Here is a 19,884-nt window from a genome sequence, read left to right on the forward strand (position 1 = left end):
CCATCAGCGTCGGTATGGGGAGGGAGTGTTCATGACGATTCGCCAACCCTGCCCACCCGGCGCCTGCGTGTGCGAGCGCGAACAACTGCTGGACGCCCCGGGCGCAGACTTGCGCATCCTGCACCTGACCCGCCAGGAAGAAAAACGCCTGCTGGATCGTCTGGAAGACCTGAAGAGCCTGCCGGACCTGGAGCATATGCAGCACCTGATGTACCAGCAATTGGGCATCCGTGTGCACATTGCCCCCGGTCATACCGAAGTCAAAAGCATGCGCGGCATTCAGATTGTCATCGACGAACTGCCCGGGCTGTGTCGCAAGACCCGGCAGGCGATTCCGACGGCGATTCGCCGGGGGTTGGAGAAGCGGCCGGAGATTGCTTATCGGTTGCTGGATGCCCATGATTTGTTTCGGGACGGTTGAACCGCGACTAGCTCGACAACGCAACCCGGTGGCTCTGCGCCGCAAACAGCTCCTGCCCCGTACGCCACGCCGCTTCCAGATGCCCCTTCGGCTCGCGGACTTCCGACGCCAACAACAGCTGCGAACTCACCACCTGCGCCCCACAGTAACCAAAGATCCCGTGGTCAATCTGCGTGTTCATGGCCTTGGCATAACCATGACGCTCAAAGGTGCCTTCATCCGCCCCGCCCACGCCCAGTAGATGCACCTGCAGGTGGCCGAGCTTTTTTATCAGTTTTGTGGTCTGCATGTCGTACTCCATCGCCCAGCCATTGGTGAATACCCGGTCGACCCAGCCCTTGAGCAGGGCCGGCATCGACCACCAGTAAACCGGATACACCAACACCAGCGCATCGGCGCGGTCGATACGGGCCTGCTCGACCCGCACATCGGCGGGTGGTGTGGCCAGAGTACGGTGCACGGCGTGATCGGCGGCGGTGTAACGTGGATCAAAGCCTTCGGCGGCCAGGTCGGCGATCTCAAAGGTATGGCCCTGGGTGACAAGACCTGACGCGACTTGCGCGGCCAGGCTGTGGGTCAATGAACGTGGATCGTGATGGGCAACAACGATAAGTGCATGCATGGCGAATGCTCCGGTGCTAAGCTGAAGTTAAGTTACGATTAGTAAGTTACTTTTGGTATATAAGCATGTCAAGCACCGACACACACACGCCTCGCCGTCGCCTGTCCCGGGAGGATCGCCTGCGCCAGTTGCTGGACGTGGCCTGGCAACTGGTTCGTGAAGAAGGCACTGAAGCGCTGACCCTGGGCCGATTAGCCGAAATGGCGGGTGTCACCAAACCGGTGGTGTACGACCACTTCGTCACCCGGGCCGGTTTGCTGGCGGCGTTATACAAGGATTTTGACGAACGCCAGAACGCGTTGATGGATGCCGCACTGGAGGCCAGCGAACCGAGCCTTGAAGGCCGGGCGCGGGTGATTGCCTCGTCCTATGTCGACTGCGTGCTGCTTCAGGGCCGCGAGATACCGGGGGTGATTGCCGCGCTGACGGGCGCGCCGGAACTGGAAATCCTCAAGCGCGAATACGAGATGATTTTCCTGGTCAAGTGCCGTGATGTTCTAGCGCCGTTCGCGCCCTCAGGCAACATCACGCTGGCGAGTCTGCGGGCCATGCTGGGGGCGGCCGAGGCGCTGTCTCATGCGGCGGCCAGCGGTGAAATCAGCCCTTGGGAAGCTCAGGAAGAACTGTTCGAGACCATCAAGGCAATGGTCAACCGAGGAGCAGGCTTGAAGCACTGAACGTTCGGAGAACGTAAAGCAGACGGGCAAGTAAACCGATAACGTCTGAAATAGTTACTTCCTTCCTGTGACGATCGCACAACCTTGTGATTACAAGAAACTTTGCGCCCGTCACACTTCCATCTCCCCTACACTTGCGGCAGCTTACTCCGATTGCCCAAACACAAAAAACCACAACGTAATATTCTGCTTCTTTTTCAAGCGGAACGTTCACCTGCCTCATCCCACTAAGATCCTGCAACTAACAAACAACGTTGCGCAATTCAAAACGACGATCACCCCAACCAATTAGTGGAGTTATGAATGAACTATAATTTCTCAACAGCAAGAAGCCTCAGCCCAAGTTTTTATGAGCACCATCAAAATACCTCATGCGAGAATTGCAACTCAAATCAGCCGGCGTCATTAAACAATAAGCCAGATTCTTTTAATCCACCGGCCGGGACATCCAAACGTTCGACTCACCCAGACGCCATGCAGATTCCGCTCTCGGATTTGGGGCTTGCGCCACACACGCCCCCCCTCCAAAAGAAACGCACCTCGCTGGACAACACCCAAAGCTCTGCGCTGAAAAACCTCGACAGTATTACACCACGGGATCTGCAGCTGTATAACAAGCTCGATGGAAAACCACCGATTACGGCAGAAGAAAAGCTCGCCCACACAAAGTTTGAAAATATTGAAAATGAAATTAAAAAATTGCTGACCGCTGAAGACAGCCAAGAAAACACCCAACTCAACAGCCACACAAAAGACCTACTGAAAATCCTGGCAAACAAGGGTGACCTCACCCAGAAAGAACTGGACGTCATGAACAAGATGTACGAAGCCGCACCTGAAAACTTTACATTGGAGGAGCGCATTATCAGTATAAAGCTTAATCTCATGGGTGTTTAAATCGAGATAAATAAACCCCTAAAAATGGCAACTAAAAAATCACTAAAATCTATATAAAACGACAATCCGAGTCGAGTTCGATTAAGCAAATGCTCTGACAGCCTTTCCAAGTAAACCCTGGCCGTCAGAGCACCTCAACAGTGCCCTTGTCCAGCGATGCCCGGGTTAGCCCTGGCGTTCACGCACAAACGCCTGGGCCTTGCGGGTCATCTGATCAAAGTGGCGGTCACGCTGCTTCTCCGCATCAATCATTGCCCGCTTGCCATGTTTTTGCAGCAGGTAGGTGTGAATCTGCCGCACTTCCAGGGAGCTGTAGATCGCCGCAACATCGAGCAACCCCATCAAGCCATCGGTGCTGTAGTCGCGCGTGTTCATCAGCACCTGAGTGCCACGCACGCCGCGAACCTGAAAGCCCAGGGACTCGAACGCCGGCACTTTCTCCACCGCACACGTCAGCTCGGCATGGGGATAGCGAGCGAGCATGTCCTGCATCATCGCCCGCGCTACACCCCGGCGCCGGTGACTGGCCCGCACCGCCATATACGCCACGCCACACGCCTCTGGATCGTCCTTGACCGGCAAGTACAACAAAAAGCCCAAGACCTTGCCCGGATCCTGCTCATCCATCGCAACGATCAACTCGACGGCAATCCCTTTCGACCCGCCGACTGCTTCCAGATACAGGTGCACCTCATAGCCGATCGCGTATTGATAGACGTTGTACAACAGATTGCTCGGCGGGATCGCGACCATGCTGATGTCGGTCAGGTAGTCGACCACCATCTGCAAGATCTGGCTGTTGATCGGCTCGGGGCATGGGGTTTCGTAGTGGGTAAGGCTGAACATTCAAATTCCTGGTATTTCGCGTCAAGGCTGGGCGGATTGTACCGTGTGAGCTTAAGACCGTCGCACATCAGCGCTCATATTGCCTACGCCATCAGCGCACACCTCGCGCAAACACCCCCGCAACCAGCGATGGCCCAGATCCGCGTCCAACCGCGGATGCCAGAGCATCGAAATGGTGAATTCCGGCAGCGCAAATGGCAGCGCGAAACAGTACAAGTCACTGTGCAGGTTGGCGGTGTGCCGCTGCGGCACGCTGGCGATCAGGTCGGTGTTGCAGGCCAGGGACAGCGCGGTGGAAAAACCGGCGACGATGGTCACCACTTCACGCGTCAGGTTGAGCGCTGCCAGCGCTTCATGAATCTGCCCTCGGTCATACCCGCGTCGAGACACGTAGATATGCTTGCCCGCCGCAAAGCGTTGCGGCGTGACCTCGCCCTCACTCAACGGGTGGCCCCGGCGCACCACACCGATAAAGCGGTCGCGGAACAGTGCCTGGGTCAGCACCTCGGGACTGGCGCTGCTGTCGACGACACCGGTTTCCAGGTCGACACTGCCGTCACGCAACGGCGTACTGAACTTGTCAGGTTTGTGCATAAAGCGCAGGCGCACGCCCGGCGCTTGTTCGGCGACCAGGGCGAGCAGCGCCGGGCCGAAGCTTTCGACAAAACCGTCGCTGGTGCGCAAGGTGAAGGTGCGGACCAACTGCGTCAGATCAAGGGATTGTGCAGGACGTAATACCGCTTCGGCGTCCTGCACCAATTGACTGACCTGATCGCGTAACTCAAGGGCTCGCGGGGTCGGTACCAGGCCACGGCCGGCGCGTACCAGCAACGGGTCGCCGGTGGTTTCACGCAGCCGCGCCAGGGAACGGCTCATTGCCGACGGGCTCAGGCGCAAACGCTGGGCCGCACGGGCGACGCTGCCTTCGGCGAGCAATACATCCAGTGTGACCAGCAAGTTGAAGTCGGGTGTCGACATGGCTTTTCCCCCTTTATGTGGCAACGGGGGACAAGCCCTAATGCCGTTCAGTCAAGCGAACGCACTGCTCAAGACTACAAAGATCAACTGTGGGAGTTGCTTCGGTTGCCGGATCTCCATTCCTTAACTGAACGGCATTAGGGCAAGCCCCCTCGCCACAGAGGGGGTATTTCTGCTTGAGCAATATAGGGCGCCAGGTGCACGTATAAAGTGCAAATGCTGCGCCTTCCGCCATGTTAGGTGACGGCGTAGATTTCTGATACCCATCAGAACAAGGAACTCCCGATGAACGCCCCTGCCTCCCGTGGTGCCCTCGCCGGCCTGTCGCTGTCCATGTTGCTGGCCTCCCTGGGCACCAGCATCGCCAACGTTGGCCTGCCGAGCCTCGCCCAAGCTTTTGATGCATCGTTTCAAGCGGTGCAGTGGATCGTCCTTGCCTACTTGCTGGCGATCACCGCCGTGATCGTCAGTGTCGGGCGCCTGGGAGATATCGTAGGACGCAGCCGTCTGTTACAGGCCGGGTTGTTGCTGTTCACCCTGGCGTCTGCGCTTTGCGCGATAGCACCGTCACTCGGGCTGCTGGTCGCCGCTCGCGCCCTGCAAGGGCTGGGTGCGGCGATCATGATGGCGATGACCATGGCCCTGGTCGGCGAAACGGTGTCCAAGGATCGAGCCGGCCGCACCATGGGGTTACTGGGCACGATGTCGGCCATCGGCACCGCATTGGGGCCGAGCGTGGGAGGGGTGTTGATCGTCGGGTTTGGTTGGCAGGCGCTGTTCTTCGTCACCGTGCCCCTGGGTGCGCTGGCCTTCGTCCTCGCCCGCCGCTATCTGCCCCGTGAGGGCAATCAGCAAACGTCGACGCACACCGGCTTCAATTGGCTGTCGACGTTACGCAATCCGCCCCTCAGGGCCGGGCTAACCATGACCGCACTGGTCTCTGCAGTCATGATGGCGACGCTGGTGGTCGGGCCGTTTTACCTGGCTCGTGGCGTGGGGCTTGCCCCTACGTGGATGGGCCTTGCGATGGCGGTGGGCCCCTGCGTTTCTGCGCTGGCGGGGGTACCCGCGGGCCGTCTGACCGACCGTTTCGGCGGCCATACCATGACCGTCATCGGGCTGATGGCCATGGTCACCGGCTGCCTGTTGTTGTCGCTGATGCCGTCGTACTGGGGCGTTGTCGGGTATATCGGCCCTCTCATCCTCCTCACCCTCGGCTACGCCCAATTCCAGGCGGCCAATAACACCTCAGTGATGAACGATGTAGCGACGGACCGGCGTGGGGCGATCGCCGGCTTGCTGAATCTGTCGCGCAACCTGGGGCTGATCACCGGCGCATCGGCGTTGGGTGCGGTGTTTGCCTTCGTCTCGGGTGACCTCGCGGTGGCCTCGCCCGAGGCGATCAGCAACGGCATGCGCACCACCTTTGTGGTCGCCCTGGGATTGATCACCCTGGCGCTGCTCTGCGCCTGGCGAAGCCGCCCTGCCGCCGCACAGCTTCCAGACATCTCTTGACAAGGCAAAACTGTAACCTCTATTGTCTGACAACCTGACTACTAAGGTTTTACCATGCTTGAGCTCCAGCGCCCTGATTCGCTCGTCGTGCGCGTTGTCAGCGCCATTCGCGCAGAAATCGATTCCGGCCAACTGGCGCCCGAAGCTCGTCTACCCACCGAACAACAGTTGGCTGAACAGTTGAACGTCAGCCGTTCGGTAGTGCGCGAGGCCATCGCCCAACTCAAGGCCGATGGCGTGCTGACGGCCAAGCGTGGCCTCGGCTCCTTCATTTCCAAGACCCCTGCCGGCACGGTGTTTCGCTTCCCGGAAAAAGACGGGCACCGCCCGGACCTGGCGCAAATGTTTGAAGTGCGCCTGTGGATCGAAACCCAGGCCGCCTCCATTGCCGCCCGGCGCCGCGATGCCGGCGACCTGCAACGCATGAAGCAGGCGCTACAGGAAATGCACGATAAGCGCGCCGACCTCGATGCCGCCGCGCTGGCCGATGTCGAGTTTCACCGCGCCATCGCCGAAGCCAGCAAGAACGACTACTTCGTGGCCTTCCATGACTTCCTCAGAAGCCAATTGGCCACTGCCCGCAAAACCGCCTGGGAAAATTCGGCATCACGTTTTGCCAGCGGCTCGGCCGACGCTACCCAGGAACACCAGGCGCTCTACCAGGCCATCGCCGACGGCGATGCCCAAGGTGCAGCGGCGAGTGCCGAAGCTCACCTGCGCGCTGCCGCCAAGCGCCTGCAACTTGAGCTGCCTGCCACGAACTGAACGATCCAAGCTTTTTGAAGCGTGCCTCGGGCACGCCATTTTTTTAACAAAAACATTAGTCTGACAACCTGATAAGCAGACTGAAATGTGCAAACCCTAGGTACCTTCAAGCATGATTTATGACTTTTGCATCATCGGCGGCGGCATCGTCGGCCTGGCCACCGCGATGGAGCTGCTCAAGCGCCAACCCACCGCGTCCCTGGTGATCCTGGAGAAAGAAGCCACGCTGGCCAAGCATCAAACCGGCCACAACAGCGGCGTGATCCATGCCGGCATCTATTACGCCCCCGGTAGCCTCAAGGCCGACCTGTGCAAGCGCGGCGCCGAGGCCACCCAACAGTTCTGCCGCGAACACGGGATCAAGTTCGAGGTGTGCGGCAAGCTGCTGGTGGCCTCTACCCCGCTGGAAATGCAGCGGATGGAAGCGCTGTATGCCCGCTCGCAGTTGAATGACCTGAAGGTTGAACGCCTGGACGCCGATCAACTGCGCCAGCGTGAGCCCAACATTGTGGGTCTCGGCGGGCTGTTTCTCGACGCCACCGGCATTGTCGATTACCGCGAAGTCTGCGAAACCATGGCCCGGGTCATTCGCCGCCGTGGTGGCGAAATCTGCGTGGAACGCACCGTCACCGCGATCCAGGAAGACACCGACAAAGTCACCATCAGTACCTGCGGTGAAGCCTGGCAAGCCAGGCATCTGGTGGTGTGTGCCGGTCTTCAGTCGGATCGGCTGGCGAAAATGGCCGGAGTCAAGATCGACCACCAGATCATCCCGTTTCGCGGCGAATACTTCCGTCTGCCCGCGTCGAAAAACCACATCGTCAATCACCTGATCTACCCGATCCCGGATCCTGAACTGCCGTTCCTCGGCGTACACCTGACGCGGATGATCGATGGCAGCGTCACCGTCGGCCCCAACGCGGTGCTGGGCCTTGGACGGGAGAACTATCGCAAGTTTTCCATCAACTGGCGCGACGTGGCGCAGTACGCCAGCTTCCCGGGTTTCTGGAGAACCCTTTGGCAGAACCTCGGATCCGGCAGCGTCGAGATGAAGAACTCGCTGTTCAAGTCCGGCTATCTGGAGCAATGCCGCAAGTACTGCCCATCGCTGAATATCGAAGATTTGCTGCCCTATGAAGCCGGCATCCGTGCCCAGGCGGTGATGCGCGATGGCACCCTGGTGCACGACTTTCTGTTCGCCCAGACGCCGCGCATGCTCCACGTCTGCAATGCCCCCTCACCCGCCGCCACCTCGGCGATTCCCATCGGCGCGATGATCGCCGACCGCATGTTCAAGCCCGACTGAAGGCCCCGCAACACGCATCACTTCGACAATAAATATAATGACTCAGAAGGAAGTACAGAATGACGGCAACACCCCATACCTCTGTCCCGGAAACCCCTGCACAAACCAAAAAGCGCCTGCGTAAAGTCGCCGCCGCCACCATCTTTGGTTCGATGCTGGAGTGGTACGACTTTTACCTGTACGCCACCATGGCGGCGATCGTGTTCTCGAAGATTTTCTTTGATAACAGCGACCCGAAAACCGCCACGCTGATGGCCTTCTCCACCTTTGCCATCGGCTTTATCGCCCGCCCGTTCGGCGGGATTCTGTTTGGTTACCTGGGGGACAAGTTCGGCCGCAAACAAGTGCTGGTGCTGACCTTCTGCATGATGGGCGTGTGCACCACCCTGATCGGCTTGATCCCCAGCTACGCCTCCATCGGCATCTGGGCGCCGATCATTCTGGTGTTTATCAGGATCATCCAGGGGCTGGGCGCCGGGGCCGAGTTGTCCGGTGCCGCAGTCACTTCCTATGAGCACGCCTCGGAAAGCAAGCGTGGCAGCCAGGGCGCCTGGCCGGCGCTGGGACTGAACCTGGGGCTGTTGCTGTCTTCCCTGACCGTGTACCTGCTGACCATCAATGGCAACGATTTCATGCTGGCGGGCGGCTGGCGTATTCCGTTCATCTGCAGCATCGCCCTGGTGGGTGTTGGTCTGTGGGTGCGCAACAGCATTCCGGAAACCCCGGAGTTCAAGGAGTTGAGCAAGGAAACCGCCAAGGCCAAGGCTTCGCCACTCAAAGCCCTGTTCAAGAACGACCTGAAGGGTTTGGCCGTGGTGTTCTTTGTGGCCATTGGCTACAACGCCCTGAGTTATATCTTCAAGACCTTTTCCCTGGCCTACCTGACTCAGTTCAAAGGCGTCGATGTGCACGTCACCTCACTGTCGGTGACCATTGCCAGCCTGATCGCGATTGTGGCCGTGCCGTGCTTCGGTTGGCTGTGCGACAAATGGAGCAGTAAAAAAGTACTGGTGCTCGGTGGCGTGTGCTCGCTGCTGTTCGCCTATCCGTTCCTGGCGCTGCTCAATACAGGCGAAAGCCTGATGATCTACCTCGCCATTGGTGTGGGCACCGGTCTCCTCGCACCGATGATGTTTGCGCCTCAGGGTTCGTTCCTGAGCCGCCAGTTCCCGACCCAAACCCGCTCCTCGGGCTTTGGTACCGGGCGCGAAATCGGCACCGCCATCGCCGGTGGCCTGGCGCCATTAGGTGCTTTGTCGCTGGTGGCCGCCTCGCCAACCCATGCCACGGATGGGGTGGTGATCATCCTGGCCATTGCGGCATTGCTGGTGGTGGTTTTCGCCCTGTGCGACCAGGGTCGCAAACACTCGGCATTCAAGAACTGACCGAAAAAAATCGGTCAACGGGTGCATGGATGCCCCTTCATCGCGCATCATGGGCACTTTCAAGCTCAAGGGAAACGTCCATGCGCGTTCTGTCATTGATGATGGGGCTTACGACGCTGGCCGCCAGTATGGTGTTTTGCATCACGGCGTCGGCGAGCGAAGAAAGCCAATTAGTGGACTCGATCAACCAATACCGCAACCAGGTGCAACGCTGTGGCGACCAGGGCTCCCAGGAGTTGCCGCCGCTGACCACCGATGCGCGACTGGTGCTGCCGGTCAACAGTGTCGGCGACCTGCAGCAGTCGTTGGCGCGGGCCGCCTACCCGATGGTGAATGTCCAGGCCATCAGCCTGTCCGGCCCCAAAAATGCCGAGGCGGCCATGAAAGCCGTGAAAGAAAGTTTTTGCCGCGTGGTACTGGACCCGCAGTTCGTCGATATCGGCGTCAGCAGCAATGGCCAGGACTGGCGCATTGTCCTGGCCCGCCCATTGCTCACCAGCGGCCTGGGCGAATCACCAACCGAAGGCAAACAGGTCCTGGCGATGATCAACGCCGCCCGCGGACAAGCGCGCCAGTGTGGCAACCAGTCTTTTGCCGCGACCACACCCCTGGCCTGGAACGACACACTCGCCACTGCCGCCGCCGGCCACTCGCAGAAAATGGCCAACGGCAACTTCTTCGATCATCTGGATCACGATGGCCGTACTCCGGGTGACCGGGCTGAACTGGCAGGCTATATAGCCCAGCAGATCGGCGAAAACATTGCCGCCGGCCTGGACACACCGCGCAAGGTGGTCGACGGCTGGCTCGCCAGCCCCGGGCATTGCGCCAACTTGATGAACCCGCAGTTTCACGACATGGGCGCGGCCTATGCGATGGACCCGAAGAGCGACGCAGGGATTTATTGGACGGGCATGTTTGGCACGCAATAGCGACCTGTGAAACGCCACAGGACTTCAAGCGATATGGGAACCGTGGCAAAGAAGGGTTAACCGAATGACTGACTGGCTGCAGAGCGGCGGCGAAATGGCCGAGCAGGTCCGGCACCACGATTGGGCCAGCACGCCCCTTGGCCCTCTCGAGCACTGGCCGGACGTGTTGAAGACCACCGTGGCGCTGAGCTTTGCTTCCAGTTTCCCCCAGGCCATCGTCTGGGGACCGGAACTGATCACGCTGTACAACGATGCGTTCATCCCCATTCTTGGCGACAAGCCTGACGCACTGGGGCGCCCCTTCAACGAGATCTGGAAAGAAGTCTGGCCTCAGGTCAGCCCCATCGCAGCGGCGGCCTTCGCAGGGCAAGCGACCTTCATCGAAAACTTCCCCCTGCTGATCGAGCGCGGTGACGGGCCGGAGCAAGCCTACTTCACCTTCTGCTACAGCCCGATCCGCGACTCCCAAGGCAAGGTCGTGGGGATGCTCGACACCGTCACGGAAACCACCACGACCGTTTTCCTGGCCCGACGCCTGGCCGTACTCGATGCCATCGGCAACGCCGTGGCCGAGGCTACCGATGCCCAAACCATCATGAACGCAACCACCCGGCTGCTGGCGGCGCATTTGCAGGTGTCCAACTGTGCCTATGCGGACATGGACGCTGATGAAGACGGTTTCACCATTCGCGGTAATTGGGCGGCAGAAGGCTCGCCCAGTATCGTGGGGCGCTATCGCCTGGAGGATTTCGGACAGCGGGCGAGCCGCTGTCTACGGGCCGGCCGGCCATTGATCATCCGCAACAATCTGCTGGAGTTGCCCCCTGAAGAAGCCGTCAGCTTTCAGGCCCTGGGGGTCACAGCGACCATTTGCATGCCATTGATCAAGGACGGCCGCCTGACCGCGTTGATGGCCATCCATGACAAATCAGCCCGCACCTGGTCGTCCTACGATCTGGCGCTCCTGGGCGAAGTCACCGAACGGTCCTGGGCCCATATCGAACGGGTACGCGCCGACTCCGCCGTACGTGAGGGCCTGGCCGCCTTTGCCGAGTTGAATGCGACCCTGGAGCATCGGGTCGAGGAAAGAACCACACGGCTGACCCAAACCGAAGCGGCGCTGCGCCAATCGCAAAAACTGGAAGCGATCGGTCAGTTGACTGGCGGCGTGGCCCACGACTTCAACAATCTGCTGACCATCATCCGCTCGTCCGTCGACTTCCTGCGCCAACCCAATTTGTCCGAAGAACGGCGCCAGCGCTACATGAGCGCAGTATCCGACACCGTGGAACGCGCCAGCAAGCTGACCAGTCAGTTGCTGGCCTTCGCCCGACGCCAGCCGCTGAACCCGGAAGTCTTCAACGTTGGCCAACGGGTGAGCAACATTGGCGAGATGCTCGAGACGGTCACCGGCGCGCGGATTCATGTGCACATCGAGCTGCCCGAGCGTCCCTGTCACATCCGCGCGGACTCCAGTCAATTTGAAACCGCGCTGATCAACATCGCCCTGAACGCCCGGGATGCCATGGACGGCCAGGGCACCCTGGTCTTGCGCGTCGAGGGCGATCGGCCGCTGCCGCGCATCCGCGGTGATGCCGGGTCACGCAAGCCCTTTATCGCGATCTCCCTGGCGGACACCGGTAGTGGAATTCCCAGCGAGACGTTCGAACGAATTTTCGAACCGTTCTTCACCACCAAGGACGTGGGTAAAGGCACCGGGCTTGGACTGTCACAAGTGTTCGGCTTCGCCAAGCAATCCGGTGGCAACGTGGACGTGGCCAGCACCTTGGGCCAGGGCACGGTGTTCACCTTGTATCTGCCGCAAGTGGAACCCGAAGCAGCTTTTGAAAACGCCAGGCAAGCGGAGCCTGACCTGCTCGCGCACAGCACTCCATGCCGCATTCTGATCGTGGAAGACAACCTGGAGATAGGCCGCTTCGCCACCCAGATCCTCCAGGACCTGGGCTACCAGACCACCTGGGCCACGAACGCCGAACAAGCGCTGGAGCTTGCGGGCGCGCAAGTGCTCACGTTCGACGCAGTTTTTTCGGATGTGGTCATGCCCGGCATCACGGGAGTAGCCCTGGCGAGGGAACTGCGCCGCCGCCGACCCGACTTGCCGGTGATCCTGACCTCCGGTTACAGCGAAGAACTGGCAGAAAGCGGCTATGACGGTTTCGAGTTCCTGGCCAAGCCCTACTCCGCCGATCAAGTCTCGCGCATCCTGGCCAAGGCCATACTCAAGCACTGAACGAGGTCACGTCAGTTGGAAAGTCGTCCTGGCCAGGAGAATTCGATGCCAATGCCCCAGCAAAAAACCACCTCACGCTTGATCCTGAGGCGGCCAACCGAGGACGACGTCACCTCTGTCTTCGCCATTTACGGCGACCCCGCGACCAACCGCTACAACCCGGCCGGGCCCTTGGCTGACCGGTATCAGGCAAAATCAATGCTTGATCGTTGGTTGCAGCATTGGGCCGAGCAGGGATTCGGCCAGTGGGCCATCGTCTCCCAGGACTCGCCGGACCGCGTGATCGGCTTCGGCGGTATCACCCTGTACGGGTACAACGAGATTGAGCGTATCAACCTGGGCTATCGCTTTGCGGTCAGCGCCTGGGGCAACGGTTACGCCACCGAGTTGGCCAGGGCTGCGCTGGAGTATGGGTTTGTCGAACTGGACCAGCCGCAGGTGTATGCCGTGGTGAGGCCGGCTCATCAGGCCTCGATCAATGTCCTGGAAAAAATCGGCATGCGGCGCATCGACGAACTGGACGACGTTCCCGGGCAGGCACCGAGCCTGGTTTATCAGGCCACACGAACCGCAGACGTTCGCCAAGGCCGTGATTGATGCCGAAAGCCAACGGATGGACATCGGCCTGATGGGTCGATAGGTTAAGTGCCAGGTCAACGTCACCAGAGCAATCACTATGCAATCCAAACACCACTGGGAACACGTCTACACGGCCAAGGCCGCCGATGAGGTGAGTTGGTTCCAGCCGCATGCCGCCCTCTCGCTCAAGTTGATTCGTGAGGCCGGTGTGCTGCTTGGCGCTTCAATCATTGATGTTGGCGGGGGAGCGTCGACATTGGTCGATGATTTGTTGGCGGACGGCTATCAGCAGATATCGGTCCTGGACCTCTCTGGGGCAGCGTTGGCCACGGCTCAGGCCAGGCTCGGTGAACAAGCCTCAACCGTACAATGGTTGGAAGCCAATATCCTCGACGTTCATCTGGAGCCTCACACCTATGAGGTGTGGCACGACAGGGCCGTCTTTCATTTTTTAACCACCGAACAAGAGCGCCAGGCCTATGTCCAGGCCGTCCTTGGTGCAGTCAAACCGGGTGGGCTGGTCATCGTCGCGACGTTCGCCGAGGATGGGCCGAGCCAATGCAGTGGCTTGCCGGTCATGCGCTATGACGCCAACGAACTGCATGCCGAATTTGGCGAGCCCTTTGTTCTACTGGGGCATGAAAAGGAGTCTCACCTTACACCTGCGGGCGGCGAACAGAAGTTCGTCTACTGCTTTTGCCGCAAGGCGATCTGAGGAGAGCGGGTCCTGCATCGCTGAAATACAGGACCTGCAGGGCCATTGATCAGGCCGGAACGCCCAGGATGATATGCGAAGCCTTGATCACCGCCGTGGCGCTGACACCGGGTGCCAGGCCCAGCTCGGCCACGGCGTCGCGGGTGACGATCGAGTAGACCTTCGAACCGCCTGCCAGCTCGATCACCACTTCAGCATTGACCGCACCGTCGTTGACGCTTAACACCTTGCCTTCCAGGCAGTTGCGGGCAGACAAACGAATGTCGCTGGACTCAGTCATCAACATCACCCACGGCGCCTTGATCAGGGCGACGGCCTCCTTGCCCACGGCAATGCCCAGATTGCGCACGCTTTCCATGGTCACTACGGCTACCAACTGCTCGCCACCCGGCAGGGTTAGCACCACTTCGGCGTTAACCGCACCGTCCTGAACCTGGCTGACTTGGCCTTTGAATACGTTGCGTGCACTGACTTTCATGAGGAGCGATCCTTTTTTTGACTTTGGAGTTAGGAATTGCCGCGCATCATCAGGCTTAGCGCTGTGTAAAAACAACTATAGCCAGTGAATCATTCAAACTCAGGATCAGGGTCAGGAGACCACGGCCTCGCTTGCGGACGAAACAGCCCCGTAATAGCGCCAGCAACAATGATCCCGGTGACCCGGCAAGATCACACAACCGCCAAGGCTCAGGAGCAGGATGGCAGCGACAAGCAACGAGAGACGACGTGACATGGTGAGTACCTCATGGGTGCGGTGGGCGTTGTTTGGCAACGGTTAACCCTTGAACGCAAGCACTCCGGTAAATCCGTCGCAACTGTCAAAACTTTCATCAAGCTCCGGCAAACCCTCGGCAATACTTCCCTTACAGCGCCTTGCGATAAAAAAATTCACAGGCGCGCGACGGATTTCCCGCAGAGTCGCCGTTCAACCCATCAGCAGCGTTGACGTTCATCTGCCGCCTGAAGGAGTTGTCATGAGACTTGCACGACCTCTGCGCCTTGCCTTGCTGATCCCCTTGGCCTTGGCCGCCCTTGCCAGCACACCGGTCTTTGCCCGGACCGAAGTCATCATCCGCGAGGCACCGCCGCCCATGCGCGTCGAAATGATCCCCGTAGGCCGCCCAGGCTACGCTTGGGATCGTGGGCACTGGCGCTGGGAAAGACGTGGCTACGCCTGGATGCCCGGGCACTGGCAACCGGTGATGCGCAACGCCCGCTGGGTGCCGGGCCACTGGGACGCCCGTGGCCCCAACTGGTACTGGAGCGAAGGGCGCTGGAACCGCTGAATCAATTACCCGTTTAACGGCCCCATCGCCACCGGACCGAGACTTGCCTATTGAAAGAGACTGATCCGGACGTTGAGTTGTTGGCCCGCATCGGTCATCAGGACCCGACGGCCGTCAATGAAATGGTGTCGCGCAAGCTGCCCCGTTTGTTGGCGCTCGCCAGTCGGATCCTCGGCGATGCCGATGAGGCCAGGGATATCGCGCAAGAGACCTTCCTGCGCATCTGGCGCCAGGCAGCAAACTGGCGCAGCGGCGAAGCGCGTTTTGATACCTGGGTGCACCGGGTGGCGCTCAACCTGTGCCGCGACCACTTGCGCCGGCGCAAGGAACGCCCACTGAACGAAAACGAGGACATGCACGAGGTGCTCGACAGCACCCCGACACCCGACGAACAGCTGGAAGCGGCTGCCCGCAGCGAGCAGATGGCGGCCGCGTTGGCGTCCCTGCCCGATCGCCAGCGTGAGGCTATCGTGTTGCAGTACTACCAGGAGCTGTCGAACATCGACGCCGCTGCCCTGATGAACATCAGCGTCGAGGCACTGGAAAGCCTGCTGTCGCGGGCTCGACGCAATCTGCGCAGTTACCTTGCCGAGACACCCGGGCACGCCCGCCCAGGAAGGGGAACATGATGACACCCGAACGCTTTGCCCACCTCGCCGAGGCCTATGGCGCGGACCTGCACCGCTGGCCCGCCGCCGAACAGCCTGACGCCCAGGCCCTGTTGCACAGCGGCGATACCACAGCACTTACCGCCCTGCAGCAAGCGCGCCAGCTCGACCGCCTGCTGGACAGCCATCAACTGGCGCCAGTGGACCCGGCACTGGCACGGCGTATCCGCCTGTCCGCCCCCGTCGCCAGGCCGACCTCCTTCTGGACCCGCTACGCCGGCTGGTTATCCCCCGCCGGCGTGATCGGCGTGGGCATCGCCGGCGTTGCCGTTGGCATGTTGGTGGCGTCCCTGAGCCTGCCAACCCCCAGGTTGGCACCCGACATACTGCCCAGTGTCTTCGACCAGGGCGACGCCGAGATGGTCTTCACCGTGAACGCAGAGGAAGCCGAGCAATGACCCCACCCCCCAACTACCTGAAACCGCTGCTGGTTATATCGGTCCTGCTCAATGTGTTCCTGATCGGTGGTGTGGGTGGCGGCCTGTATCACTGGCTGGCCAACACCCAGCCGGTCGAGGCTGCTGTCAATCAGCACGGCCTGCGCCAGGCGATGGTGCAATTGCCGCCGGAACGGCGGCGCGAGCTGCGCCAACTGTTGCGTCAAAACCGTGCAGACAGCCAGCCCCTGATCACCGCCGGGCGCGAGGCACGGCTGGATGTGATCAAACAACTGGAGGCGCCGACACTAGATCGCGCAGCGCTGCTGGTCGATCTGGGCAAGGCTCGTGAAGCCGATACGGCACTGCGGCTTTTGGTCGACAACACCCTGGCCAATTTCGCCAACACCCTGCCACGGGATGAGCGTCAGAAGCTGGTGCAATCGTTGTATTCACATGGCCAGGCCAAAGGCAAAGCGGCAAAAAATGAGTGAGATCAGCGACGGATTTGGCAGGTGGAGACGTTTAACTGTCACAGGCCTGCCAATCCGGTGAGGGCCCAGCCTTACCCAGGTAATCGAGCCATGTCGAGAATACTCAAGGCCACGCTGGTCGCAACGTTGATGGCGGCCACCTTGTCCGGCTGCATCGTCGAACCGGTTCATCCGCGCCGGCCACCGCCGCTGGTTGAAGTGGTGCCCGTCGCACCGGCACCGAATTATCACTGGGTCGCCGGGCACTATCGCTGGGGTGGCGGCCAGTGGTTGTGGGTGCCGGGGCATTGGCGGTATTGAGGTGTAAGCCATTACGGAGGCGGCGCGCGGGGTTGTCTGGCGGTCGCCTCCTCTCTTATGCTCGGGATACCTCACTACCCAGTGCCGGAGCACCATGAGAATCAAGAAAGCGCCTGAGTTGAGTTACCCCGGCCTGTCGCTTCGGCAATTGGAGCGAACAGATATACCCGCCTGGTACGCCTACCTGTCGCAGGTAGAGGTGATTCAACATACCAGCTGGAACCTGAATACACAGGAAGACCTATTGCCGTTGTTTGACGCTATCGACTCGATGTGCCCCACTTCGATCAGGCGGCTGGCAATCATCGACGGACCTGACCTCATCGGAACCATAGGCTTGCACACGGTCAGTGACGTCAACCGAAGCGCAGAGATTGCCTACGACCTTGCGCCGGCTTATTGGGGTAAAGGCATCACCAGCTCGGTATGTGCGGCGGTCACGCAGTGGGCGTTTCTGGAATACGGCTTAGTCCGTATCCAGGGTTCTGTTCTTGAAAGTAACCTTGGCTCAGCCAACGTCCTGAGAAACTGTGGCTTTCAATACGAAGGGAAGCTGAGAGCATTTCGGATGGTGCGTGGACGTCCAGGCAACTTCGACCTGTATGCGCGTTTGCATACGGACTGAAACCTGATCACCCCTCCTGGCTTGATGCCTCCAATAACCTTGCGAAGAAATCACCTATCAGCGCTGGGAAGGCGAACGTATTGCCGAAGAAAGCTTTTTCTGCGACCCCGCGCAACGAGTACCTGTACCGGCCTGAAGAGATGTTGAAAAACCTCTGCTCCGGAGCAACCTGCTGAGTATCCGATCGGGTCCAGGGGCGAACGGTGGACCCAATGAGCGCAAATGGGTAACGTTGCCCAGTCGGCCTTCGAGTTCCGAATGCCGCCGGTGCGAGATCATTCTTATCGTATTACTCTGGGCACTATCACCTGAGCCAAAGGGAGTTTGCATCATGACCGACGACACAAAAACAAAAGGACCAGCGTCGTACTTCCCCTCAATTGAAAAAAAGTATGGGCAGCCAATCACCCACTGGCTGGATCTGCTCAAGACCGCCAGCGGCAAGAAGCATATGGAAATGGTGGCCTTGCTTAAAACTGGGCATGGTATGGGCCATGGCCACGCCAACGCGTTGGTTGCGTACTATCTGGCTACCGCAAAAATCGACTGACAATACAAACTTTCATAAGCGCTGGCGCGGGTACGTCAGGCGTTTTGGGGGTGTAGCGCCAAGCCTTATGAGGGGCAATCTTAAATATCCCGGCAGGTTGCTGAGTTTCTCAAGAGTGTTTCCGCAACTTGCCAGAACCGGACATTCGCCGGAGTCCTCCGGCCTTGCCTGACTCATGCCCACTGTGTCTAATCCTGATTATCTTTATGCAAGGAGTAAGGCATGCCGCATAGCACTATGACCTTTCAGGATACGGTTCGCCCCGGAAGCTCATCGGACGGCTGTAGCAGTGTTGAGCGTTGTTTTGCTGATTTTCAAATCGACGAGCGTTCTTTACTGGAAATTCTGGTGACCGCTGACGGTGGGCATTCTGACTACATGAGTGGGTTCGTATCAGGTTATCCAGAACAGAACCTCCGCTTTGCCGAGAGCTTGCTTCGATGCGACCAGCCCGAGGCAGAGCCCTATCGGGTGCTCATCTATATCTGCCCCGAGTGTGGAGACATCGGGTGCGGAGCCTACTCAGTGCAAATTCGCAGATTCTGTGGTGAGATCATTTGGGAGGCATTTGCTTACGAAAATGGATATGAAGAACCTCGCGTAATCCCTGGGGTTGGCCCATTCGTATTCAGCTCAGCCCCCTACGTGCGCACTGTTAAGGCCACGTTTGAGATTTGATTTGGCGGAGGGAGTGATCGTGAACCTCGATGAGCACATCAATCTCGGGCTTCGCCGCGAGCCCTGGAACAGAGGTGCTTCCAGCATGGTGTATGGCAATCAGTTCATCGCCAAAGGCCGAAGCGATGAGTGGCTTGTCTGCCAGAAATCGGGCGGGCCAAGTGGGGTTGTAGGGAGTGATTTTGCTGGTCAGCGCCGTGGGCCATCCTTGGGCAGATTAGAGCATTCTGATGCGCCTTCGCGGCAGGTGTCTGCAGCCAATCAAGCGCGATCGAGCACCTAATGACGTTGCACAATCTGATCAGGCTGCGTGCTCATACTCGCGAGAAAAACCTCGGTATCCCGATTGGTCCGCAGGCAGACCACGCGACAAACCGACGGGGCTGTAGCCACGAATCGCTTCATCGCCTCCCTAGACGAGGTTTTTGTCCGCCACATGAACCTGAAAAACTCCGGCAGGTTGGCCAGCAATTCCGGGCAGTTTTCCGGCAAGTCAGGCCGGGATCGGCCGCGGTTAAGCATCGTTCTGAGAAGCACGCGCCAGAATCGAAGCGGCGCCGAGCGATCAATCCATATCAACATGTCAGCGCGGGCCAGCCGGTTGTTCCATGTGGTCGAATGCCCGCCTTCGAAGATCCAGCGCTCATAGGCCTCGACCTCATGGCAAAGACGCGTCTTCTCGTCCCGGCTCCGCTCGACCCACCCCGGCTGCCAATGAATCGTGTCGATATGCACGACCGGCAGCCCTGTGCGCTCGCCAAGCTTGCGCGCCAGGGTACTTTTCCCAGACCCTGGCTGACCAATGATCATCACCCGTTGCATTGAAGCCCCCTCTCGCCATGCCTGCTGAATTTCGGGCGCGCGATTTTACGGCAATGGGCGACGCGGTCAACTGCAAGCGCACTCATGCTCTGGGCGCCCGTTGTAAGTCGGCAACTGCTGCTCGTTGATGACGGGTATCGGCCAGAAGCAGACATTCGTCGAGGTCCGATATCGAAGCAAAGGAGGTGGCCGAAA

General features: G+C 59.6%; 24 protein-coding genes and 1 pseudogene. 19 read left to right on the forward strand and 6 right to left on the reverse strand.

The annotated features are described in order from the left end of the window. Window positions 1-31: 31 nt before the first annotated feature. On the forward strand, window positions 32-421 hold the full coding sequence (locus tag GNF76_RS21930) for a hypothetical protein (protein WP_155585173.1): 390 nt from the start codon (window positions 32-34) through the stop codon (window positions 419-421). Between the two features lie 7 nt (window positions 422-428). Here the strand turns inward: GNF76_RS21930 and GNF76_RS21935 are convergent, their stop codons facing one another. Further along, a complete protein-coding gene (locus GNF76_RS21935; protein WP_155585174.1) occupies window positions 429-1,043 on the reverse strand; it encodes an NAD(P)H-dependent oxidoreductase in 615 nt (204 codons plus the stop codon). Window positions 1,044-1,108: 65 nt separating this feature from the next. On the opposite strand from GNF76_RS21935, the gene GNF76_RS21940 reads away from it, so the two are divergent. Further along, a complete protein-coding gene (locus tag GNF76_RS21940) occupies window positions 1,109-1,720 on the forward strand; it encodes a TetR/AcrR family transcriptional regulator (protein WP_155585175.1) in 612 nt (203 codons plus the stop codon). Between the two features lie 303 nt (window positions 1,721-2,023). Then, window positions 2,024-2,617 carry a hypothetical protein gene (locus GNF76_RS21945; protein ID WP_155585176.1) on the forward strand — a complete coding sequence of 198 codons (594 nt, stop codon included), beginning with the start codon at window positions 2,024-2,026 and terminating at the stop codon, window positions 2,615-2,617. A gap of 165 nt (window positions 2,618-2,782) precedes the next feature. Here the strand turns inward: GNF76_RS21945 and GNF76_RS21950 are convergent, their stop codons facing one another. Next, window positions 2,783-3,463, reverse strand: coding sequence for a GNAT family N-acetyltransferase (locus GNF76_RS21950; RefSeq protein WP_155585177.1), 681 nt, complete (start codon window positions 3,461-3,463; stop codon window positions 2,783-2,785). A 51-nt stretch (window positions 3,464-3,514) separates the two neighbouring features. Beyond that, window positions 3,515-4,441 carry a LysR family transcriptional regulator gene (locus GNF76_RS21955; protein WP_155585178.1) on the reverse strand — a complete coding sequence of 309 codons (927 nt, stop codon included), beginning with the start codon at window positions 4,439-4,441 and terminating at the stop codon, window positions 3,515-3,517. A 285-nt stretch (window positions 4,442-4,726) separates the two neighbouring features. Between GNF76_RS21955 and GNF76_RS21960 the strand changes: the two genes are divergently transcribed. From GNF76_RS21960 to GNF76_RS21995, 8 genes are all read left to right on the forward strand, one after another. Continuing rightward, complete coding sequence (locus GNF76_RS21960; protein ID WP_155585179.1) at window positions 4,727-5,956, forward strand: MFS transporter; 1,230 nt, start codon at window positions 4,727-4,729, stop codon at window positions 5,954-5,956. Window positions 5,957-6,010: 54 nt separating this feature from the next. Then, window positions 6,011-6,721 carry a FadR/GntR family transcriptional regulator gene (locus tag GNF76_RS21965; protein WP_155585180.1) on the forward strand — a complete coding sequence of 237 codons (711 nt, stop codon included), beginning with the start codon at window positions 6,011-6,013 and terminating at the stop codon, window positions 6,719-6,721. Window positions 6,722-6,833: 112 nt separating this feature from the next. After that, on the forward strand, window positions 6,834-8,027 hold the full coding sequence (gene lhgO / locus GNF76_RS21970) for an L-2-hydroxyglutarate oxidase (RefSeq protein WP_155585181.1): 1,194 nt from the start codon (window positions 6,834-6,836) through the stop codon (window positions 8,025-8,027). A 59-nt stretch (window positions 8,028-8,086) separates the two neighbouring features. Further along, the gene (locus GNF76_RS21975) at window positions 8,087-9,412 is read left to right on the forward strand and encodes an MFS transporter (protein WP_155585182.1); all 1,326 of its coding nucleotides are present in this window, start codon (window positions 8,087-8,089) and stop codon (window positions 9,410-9,412) included. Between the two features lie 80 nt (window positions 9,413-9,492). Then, window positions 9,493-10,344 carry a CAP domain-containing protein gene (locus tag GNF76_RS21980; RefSeq protein ID WP_155585183.1) on the forward strand — a complete coding sequence of 284 codons (852 nt, stop codon included), beginning with the start codon at window positions 9,493-9,495 and terminating at the stop codon, window positions 10,342-10,344. A gap of 64 nt (window positions 10,345-10,408) precedes the next feature. Next, the gene (locus GNF76_RS21985; RefSeq protein WP_155585184.1) at window positions 10,409-12,595 is read left to right on the forward strand and encodes a GAF domain-containing protein; all 2,187 of its coding nucleotides are present in this window, start codon (window positions 10,409-10,411) and stop codon (window positions 12,593-12,595) included. A 45-nt stretch (window positions 12,596-12,640) separates the two neighbouring features. Continuing rightward, window positions 12,641-13,192 carry a GNAT family N-acetyltransferase gene (locus tag GNF76_RS21990; RefSeq protein WP_379652594.1) on the forward strand — a complete coding sequence of 184 codons (552 nt, stop codon included), beginning with the start codon at window positions 12,641-12,643 and terminating at the stop codon, window positions 13,190-13,192. Window positions 13,193-13,271: 79 nt separating this feature from the next. Then, window positions 13,272-13,889 (forward strand): class I SAM-dependent methyltransferase, encoded by a 618-nt coding sequence (locus GNF76_RS21995; RefSeq protein ID WP_155585185.1) that lies wholly within the window; start codon window positions 13,272-13,274, stop codon window positions 13,887-13,889. Window positions 13,890-13,938: 49 nt separating this feature from the next. Here GNF76_RS21995 and GNF76_RS22000 read toward each other — a convergent pair whose 3' ends face one another. After that, window positions 13,939-14,367, reverse strand: a complete 429-nt coding sequence (locus GNF76_RS22000; protein ID WP_155585186.1) for a TOBE domain-containing protein — start codon at window positions 14,365-14,367, stop codon at window positions 13,939-13,941. Between the two features lie 496 nt (window positions 14,368-14,863). Here GNF76_RS22000 and GNF76_RS22005 point away from each other — a divergent pair, with 496 nt between their 5' ends. The 8 genes from GNF76_RS22005 (at window position 14,864) to GNF76_RS22045 (ending at window position 18,867) form a co-directional block, all read left to right on the forward strand. Further along, window positions 14,864-15,175 carry a YXWGXW repeat-containing protein gene (locus GNF76_RS22005; RefSeq protein WP_155585187.1) on the forward strand — a complete coding sequence of 104 codons (312 nt, stop codon included), beginning with the start codon at window positions 14,864-14,866 and terminating at the stop codon, window positions 15,173-15,175. Window positions 15,176-15,225: 50 nt separating this feature from the next. Then, window positions 15,226-15,804 (forward strand): RNA polymerase sigma factor, encoded by a 579-nt coding sequence (locus GNF76_RS22010; protein WP_155585188.1) that lies wholly within the window; start codon window positions 15,226-15,228, stop codon window positions 15,802-15,804. Then, entirely contained in the window at window positions 15,804-16,241 is a 438-nt protein-coding gene (locus GNF76_RS22015) for a hypothetical protein (RefSeq protein ID WP_155585270.1), read from the forward strand. The genes GNF76_RS22010 and GNF76_RS22015 overlap by 1 nt, the downstream gene beginning before the upstream one ends. Then, window positions 16,238-16,714 carry a periplasmic heavy metal sensor gene (locus GNF76_RS22020; RefSeq protein WP_155585189.1) on the forward strand — a complete coding sequence of 159 codons (477 nt, stop codon included), beginning with the start codon at window positions 16,238-16,240 and terminating at the stop codon, window positions 16,712-16,714. Before GNF76_RS22015 ends, GNF76_RS22020 begins: the two co-directional genes overlap by 4 nt. Window positions 16,715-16,804: 90 nt before the next feature. Continuing rightward, complete coding sequence (locus GNF76_RS22025; RefSeq protein ID WP_155585190.1) at window positions 16,805-17,014, forward strand: YXWGXW repeat-containing protein; 210 nt, start codon at window positions 16,805-16,807, stop codon at window positions 17,012-17,014. A gap of 94 nt (window positions 17,015-17,108) precedes the next feature. Beyond that, on the forward strand, window positions 17,109-17,639 hold the full coding sequence (locus GNF76_RS22030; protein WP_155585191.1) for a GNAT family N-acetyltransferase: 531 nt from the start codon (window positions 17,109-17,111) through the stop codon (window positions 17,637-17,639). A gap of 331 nt (window positions 17,640-17,970) precedes the next feature. After that, window positions 17,971-18,189 carry a DUF4287 domain-containing protein gene (locus tag GNF76_RS22040; protein WP_155585192.1) on the forward strand — a complete coding sequence of 73 codons (219 nt, stop codon included), beginning with the start codon at window positions 17,971-17,973 and terminating at the stop codon, window positions 18,187-18,189. A gap of 222 nt (window positions 18,190-18,411) precedes the next feature. Beyond that, the gene (locus GNF76_RS22045; RefSeq protein WP_155585193.1) at window positions 18,412-18,867 is read left to right on the forward strand and encodes a hypothetical protein; all 456 of its coding nucleotides are present in this window, start codon (window positions 18,412-18,414) and stop codon (window positions 18,865-18,867) included. Window positions 18,868-18,880: 13 nt separating this feature from the next. Here GNF76_RS22045 and GNF76_RS22050 read toward each other — a convergent pair. Together GNF76_RS22050 and GNF76_RS22055 are read right to left on the reverse strand one after the other, a co-directional pair. Then, window positions 18,881-19,060, reverse strand: a pseudogene (locus GNF76_RS22050) (GrpB family protein); the annotation flags it as partial. An 86-nt stretch (window positions 19,061-19,146) separates the two neighbouring features. Next, entirely contained in the window at window positions 19,147-19,689 is a 543-nt protein-coding gene (locus GNF76_RS22055) for an AAA family ATPase (protein WP_155585194.1), read from the reverse strand. Between the last annotated feature and the right edge of the window lie 195 nt (window positions 19,690-19,884).

It is taken from the genome of Pseudomonas spelaei, assembly GCF_009724245.1.
In the GTDB taxonomy this organism is placed as follows: Bacteria; Pseudomonadota; Gammaproteobacteria; order Pseudomonadales; family Pseudomonadaceae; genus Aquipseudomonas; species Aquipseudomonas spelaei.

Excerpts from the sequence above, each read along its gene's own strand:
- GNF76_RS21960 (WP_155585179.1), top strand. The coding sequence starts at position 4,727 with ATGAACGCCCCTGCCTCCCGTGGTGCCCTCGCCGGCCTGTCGCTGTCC.
- GNF76_RS21980 (WP_155585183.1), top strand. The coding sequence starts at position 9,493 with ATGCGCGTTCTGTCATTGATGATGGGGCTTACGACGCTGGCCGCCAGT.
- GNF76_RS22020 (WP_155585189.1), top strand. The coding sequence starts at position 16,238 with ATGACCCCACCCCCCAACTACCTGAAACCGCTGCTGGTTATATCGGTC.
- GNF76_RS22040 (WP_155585192.1), top strand. The coding sequence starts at position 17,971 with ATGACCGACGACACAAAAACAAAAGGACCAGCGTCGTACTTCCCCTCA.
- GNF76_RS21945 (WP_155585176.1), top strand. The coding sequence starts at position 2,024 with ATGAACTATAATTTCTCAACAGCAAGAAGCCTCAGCCCAAGTTTTTAT.
- GNF76_RS21985 (WP_155585184.1), top strand. The coding sequence starts at position 10,409 with ATGACTGACTGGCTGCAGAGCGGCGGCGAAATGGCCGAGCAGGTCCGG.
- GNF76_RS21950 (WP_155585177.1), bottom strand. The coding sequence starts at position 3,463 with ATGTTCAGCCTTACCCACTACGAAACCCCATGCCCCGAGCCGATCAAC.
- GNF76_RS22030 (WP_155585191.1), top strand. The coding sequence starts at position 17,109 with ATGAGAATCAAGAAAGCGCCTGAGTTGAGTTACCCCGGCCTGTCGCTT.
- GNF76_RS21995 (WP_155585185.1), top strand. The coding sequence starts at position 13,272 with ATGCAATCCAAACACCACTGGGAACACGTCTACACGGCCAAGGCCGCC.
- lhgO (WP_155585181.1), top strand. The coding sequence starts at position 6,834 with ATGATTTATGACTTTTGCATCATCGGCGGCGGCATCGTCGGCCTGGCC.
- GNF76_RS22025 (WP_155585190.1), top strand. The coding sequence starts at position 16,805 with ATGTCGAGAATACTCAAGGCCACGCTGGTCGCAACGTTGATGGCGGCC.
- GNF76_RS22000 (WP_155585186.1), bottom strand. The coding sequence starts at position 14,367 with ATGAAAGTCAGTGCACGCAACGTATTCAAAGGCCAAGTCAGCCAGGTT.
- GNF76_RS21955 (WP_155585178.1), bottom strand. The coding sequence starts at position 4,441 with ATGTCGACACCCGACTTCAACTTGCTGGTCACACTGGATGTATTGCTC.
- GNF76_RS22045 (WP_155585193.1), top strand. The coding sequence starts at position 18,412 with ATGCCGCATAGCACTATGACCTTTCAGGATACGGTTCGCCCCGGAAGC.
- GNF76_RS21930 (WP_155585173.1), top strand. The coding sequence starts at position 32 with ATGACGATTCGCCAACCCTGCCCACCCGGCGCCTGCGTGTGCGAGCGC.
- GNF76_RS21940 (WP_155585175.1), top strand. The coding sequence starts at position 1,109 with ATGTCAAGCACCGACACACACACGCCTCGCCGTCGCCTGTCCCGGGAG.
- GNF76_RS22015 (WP_155585270.1), top strand. The coding sequence starts at position 15,804 with ATGACACCCGAACGCTTTGCCCACCTCGCCGAGGCCTATGGCGCGGAC.
- GNF76_RS21990 (WP_379652594.1), top strand. The coding sequence starts at position 12,641 with ATGCCAATGCCCCAGCAAAAAACCACCTCACGCTTGATCCTGAGGCGG.
- GNF76_RS22055 (WP_155585194.1), bottom strand. The coding sequence starts at position 19,689 with ATGCAACGGGTGATGATCATTGGTCAGCCAGGGTCTGGGAAAAGTACC.
- GNF76_RS21965 (WP_155585180.1), top strand. The coding sequence starts at position 6,011 with ATGCTTGAGCTCCAGCGCCCTGATTCGCTCGTCGTGCGCGTTGTCAGC.
- GNF76_RS21935 (WP_155585174.1), bottom strand. The coding sequence starts at position 1,043 with ATGCATGCACTTATCGTTGTTGCCCATCACGATCCACGTTCATTGACC.
- GNF76_RS22005 (WP_155585187.1), top strand. The coding sequence starts at position 14,864 with ATGAGACTTGCACGACCTCTGCGCCTTGCCTTGCTGATCCCCTTGGCC.
- GNF76_RS21975 (WP_155585182.1), top strand. The coding sequence starts at position 8,087 with ATGACGGCAACACCCCATACCTCTGTCCCGGAAACCCCTGCACAAACC.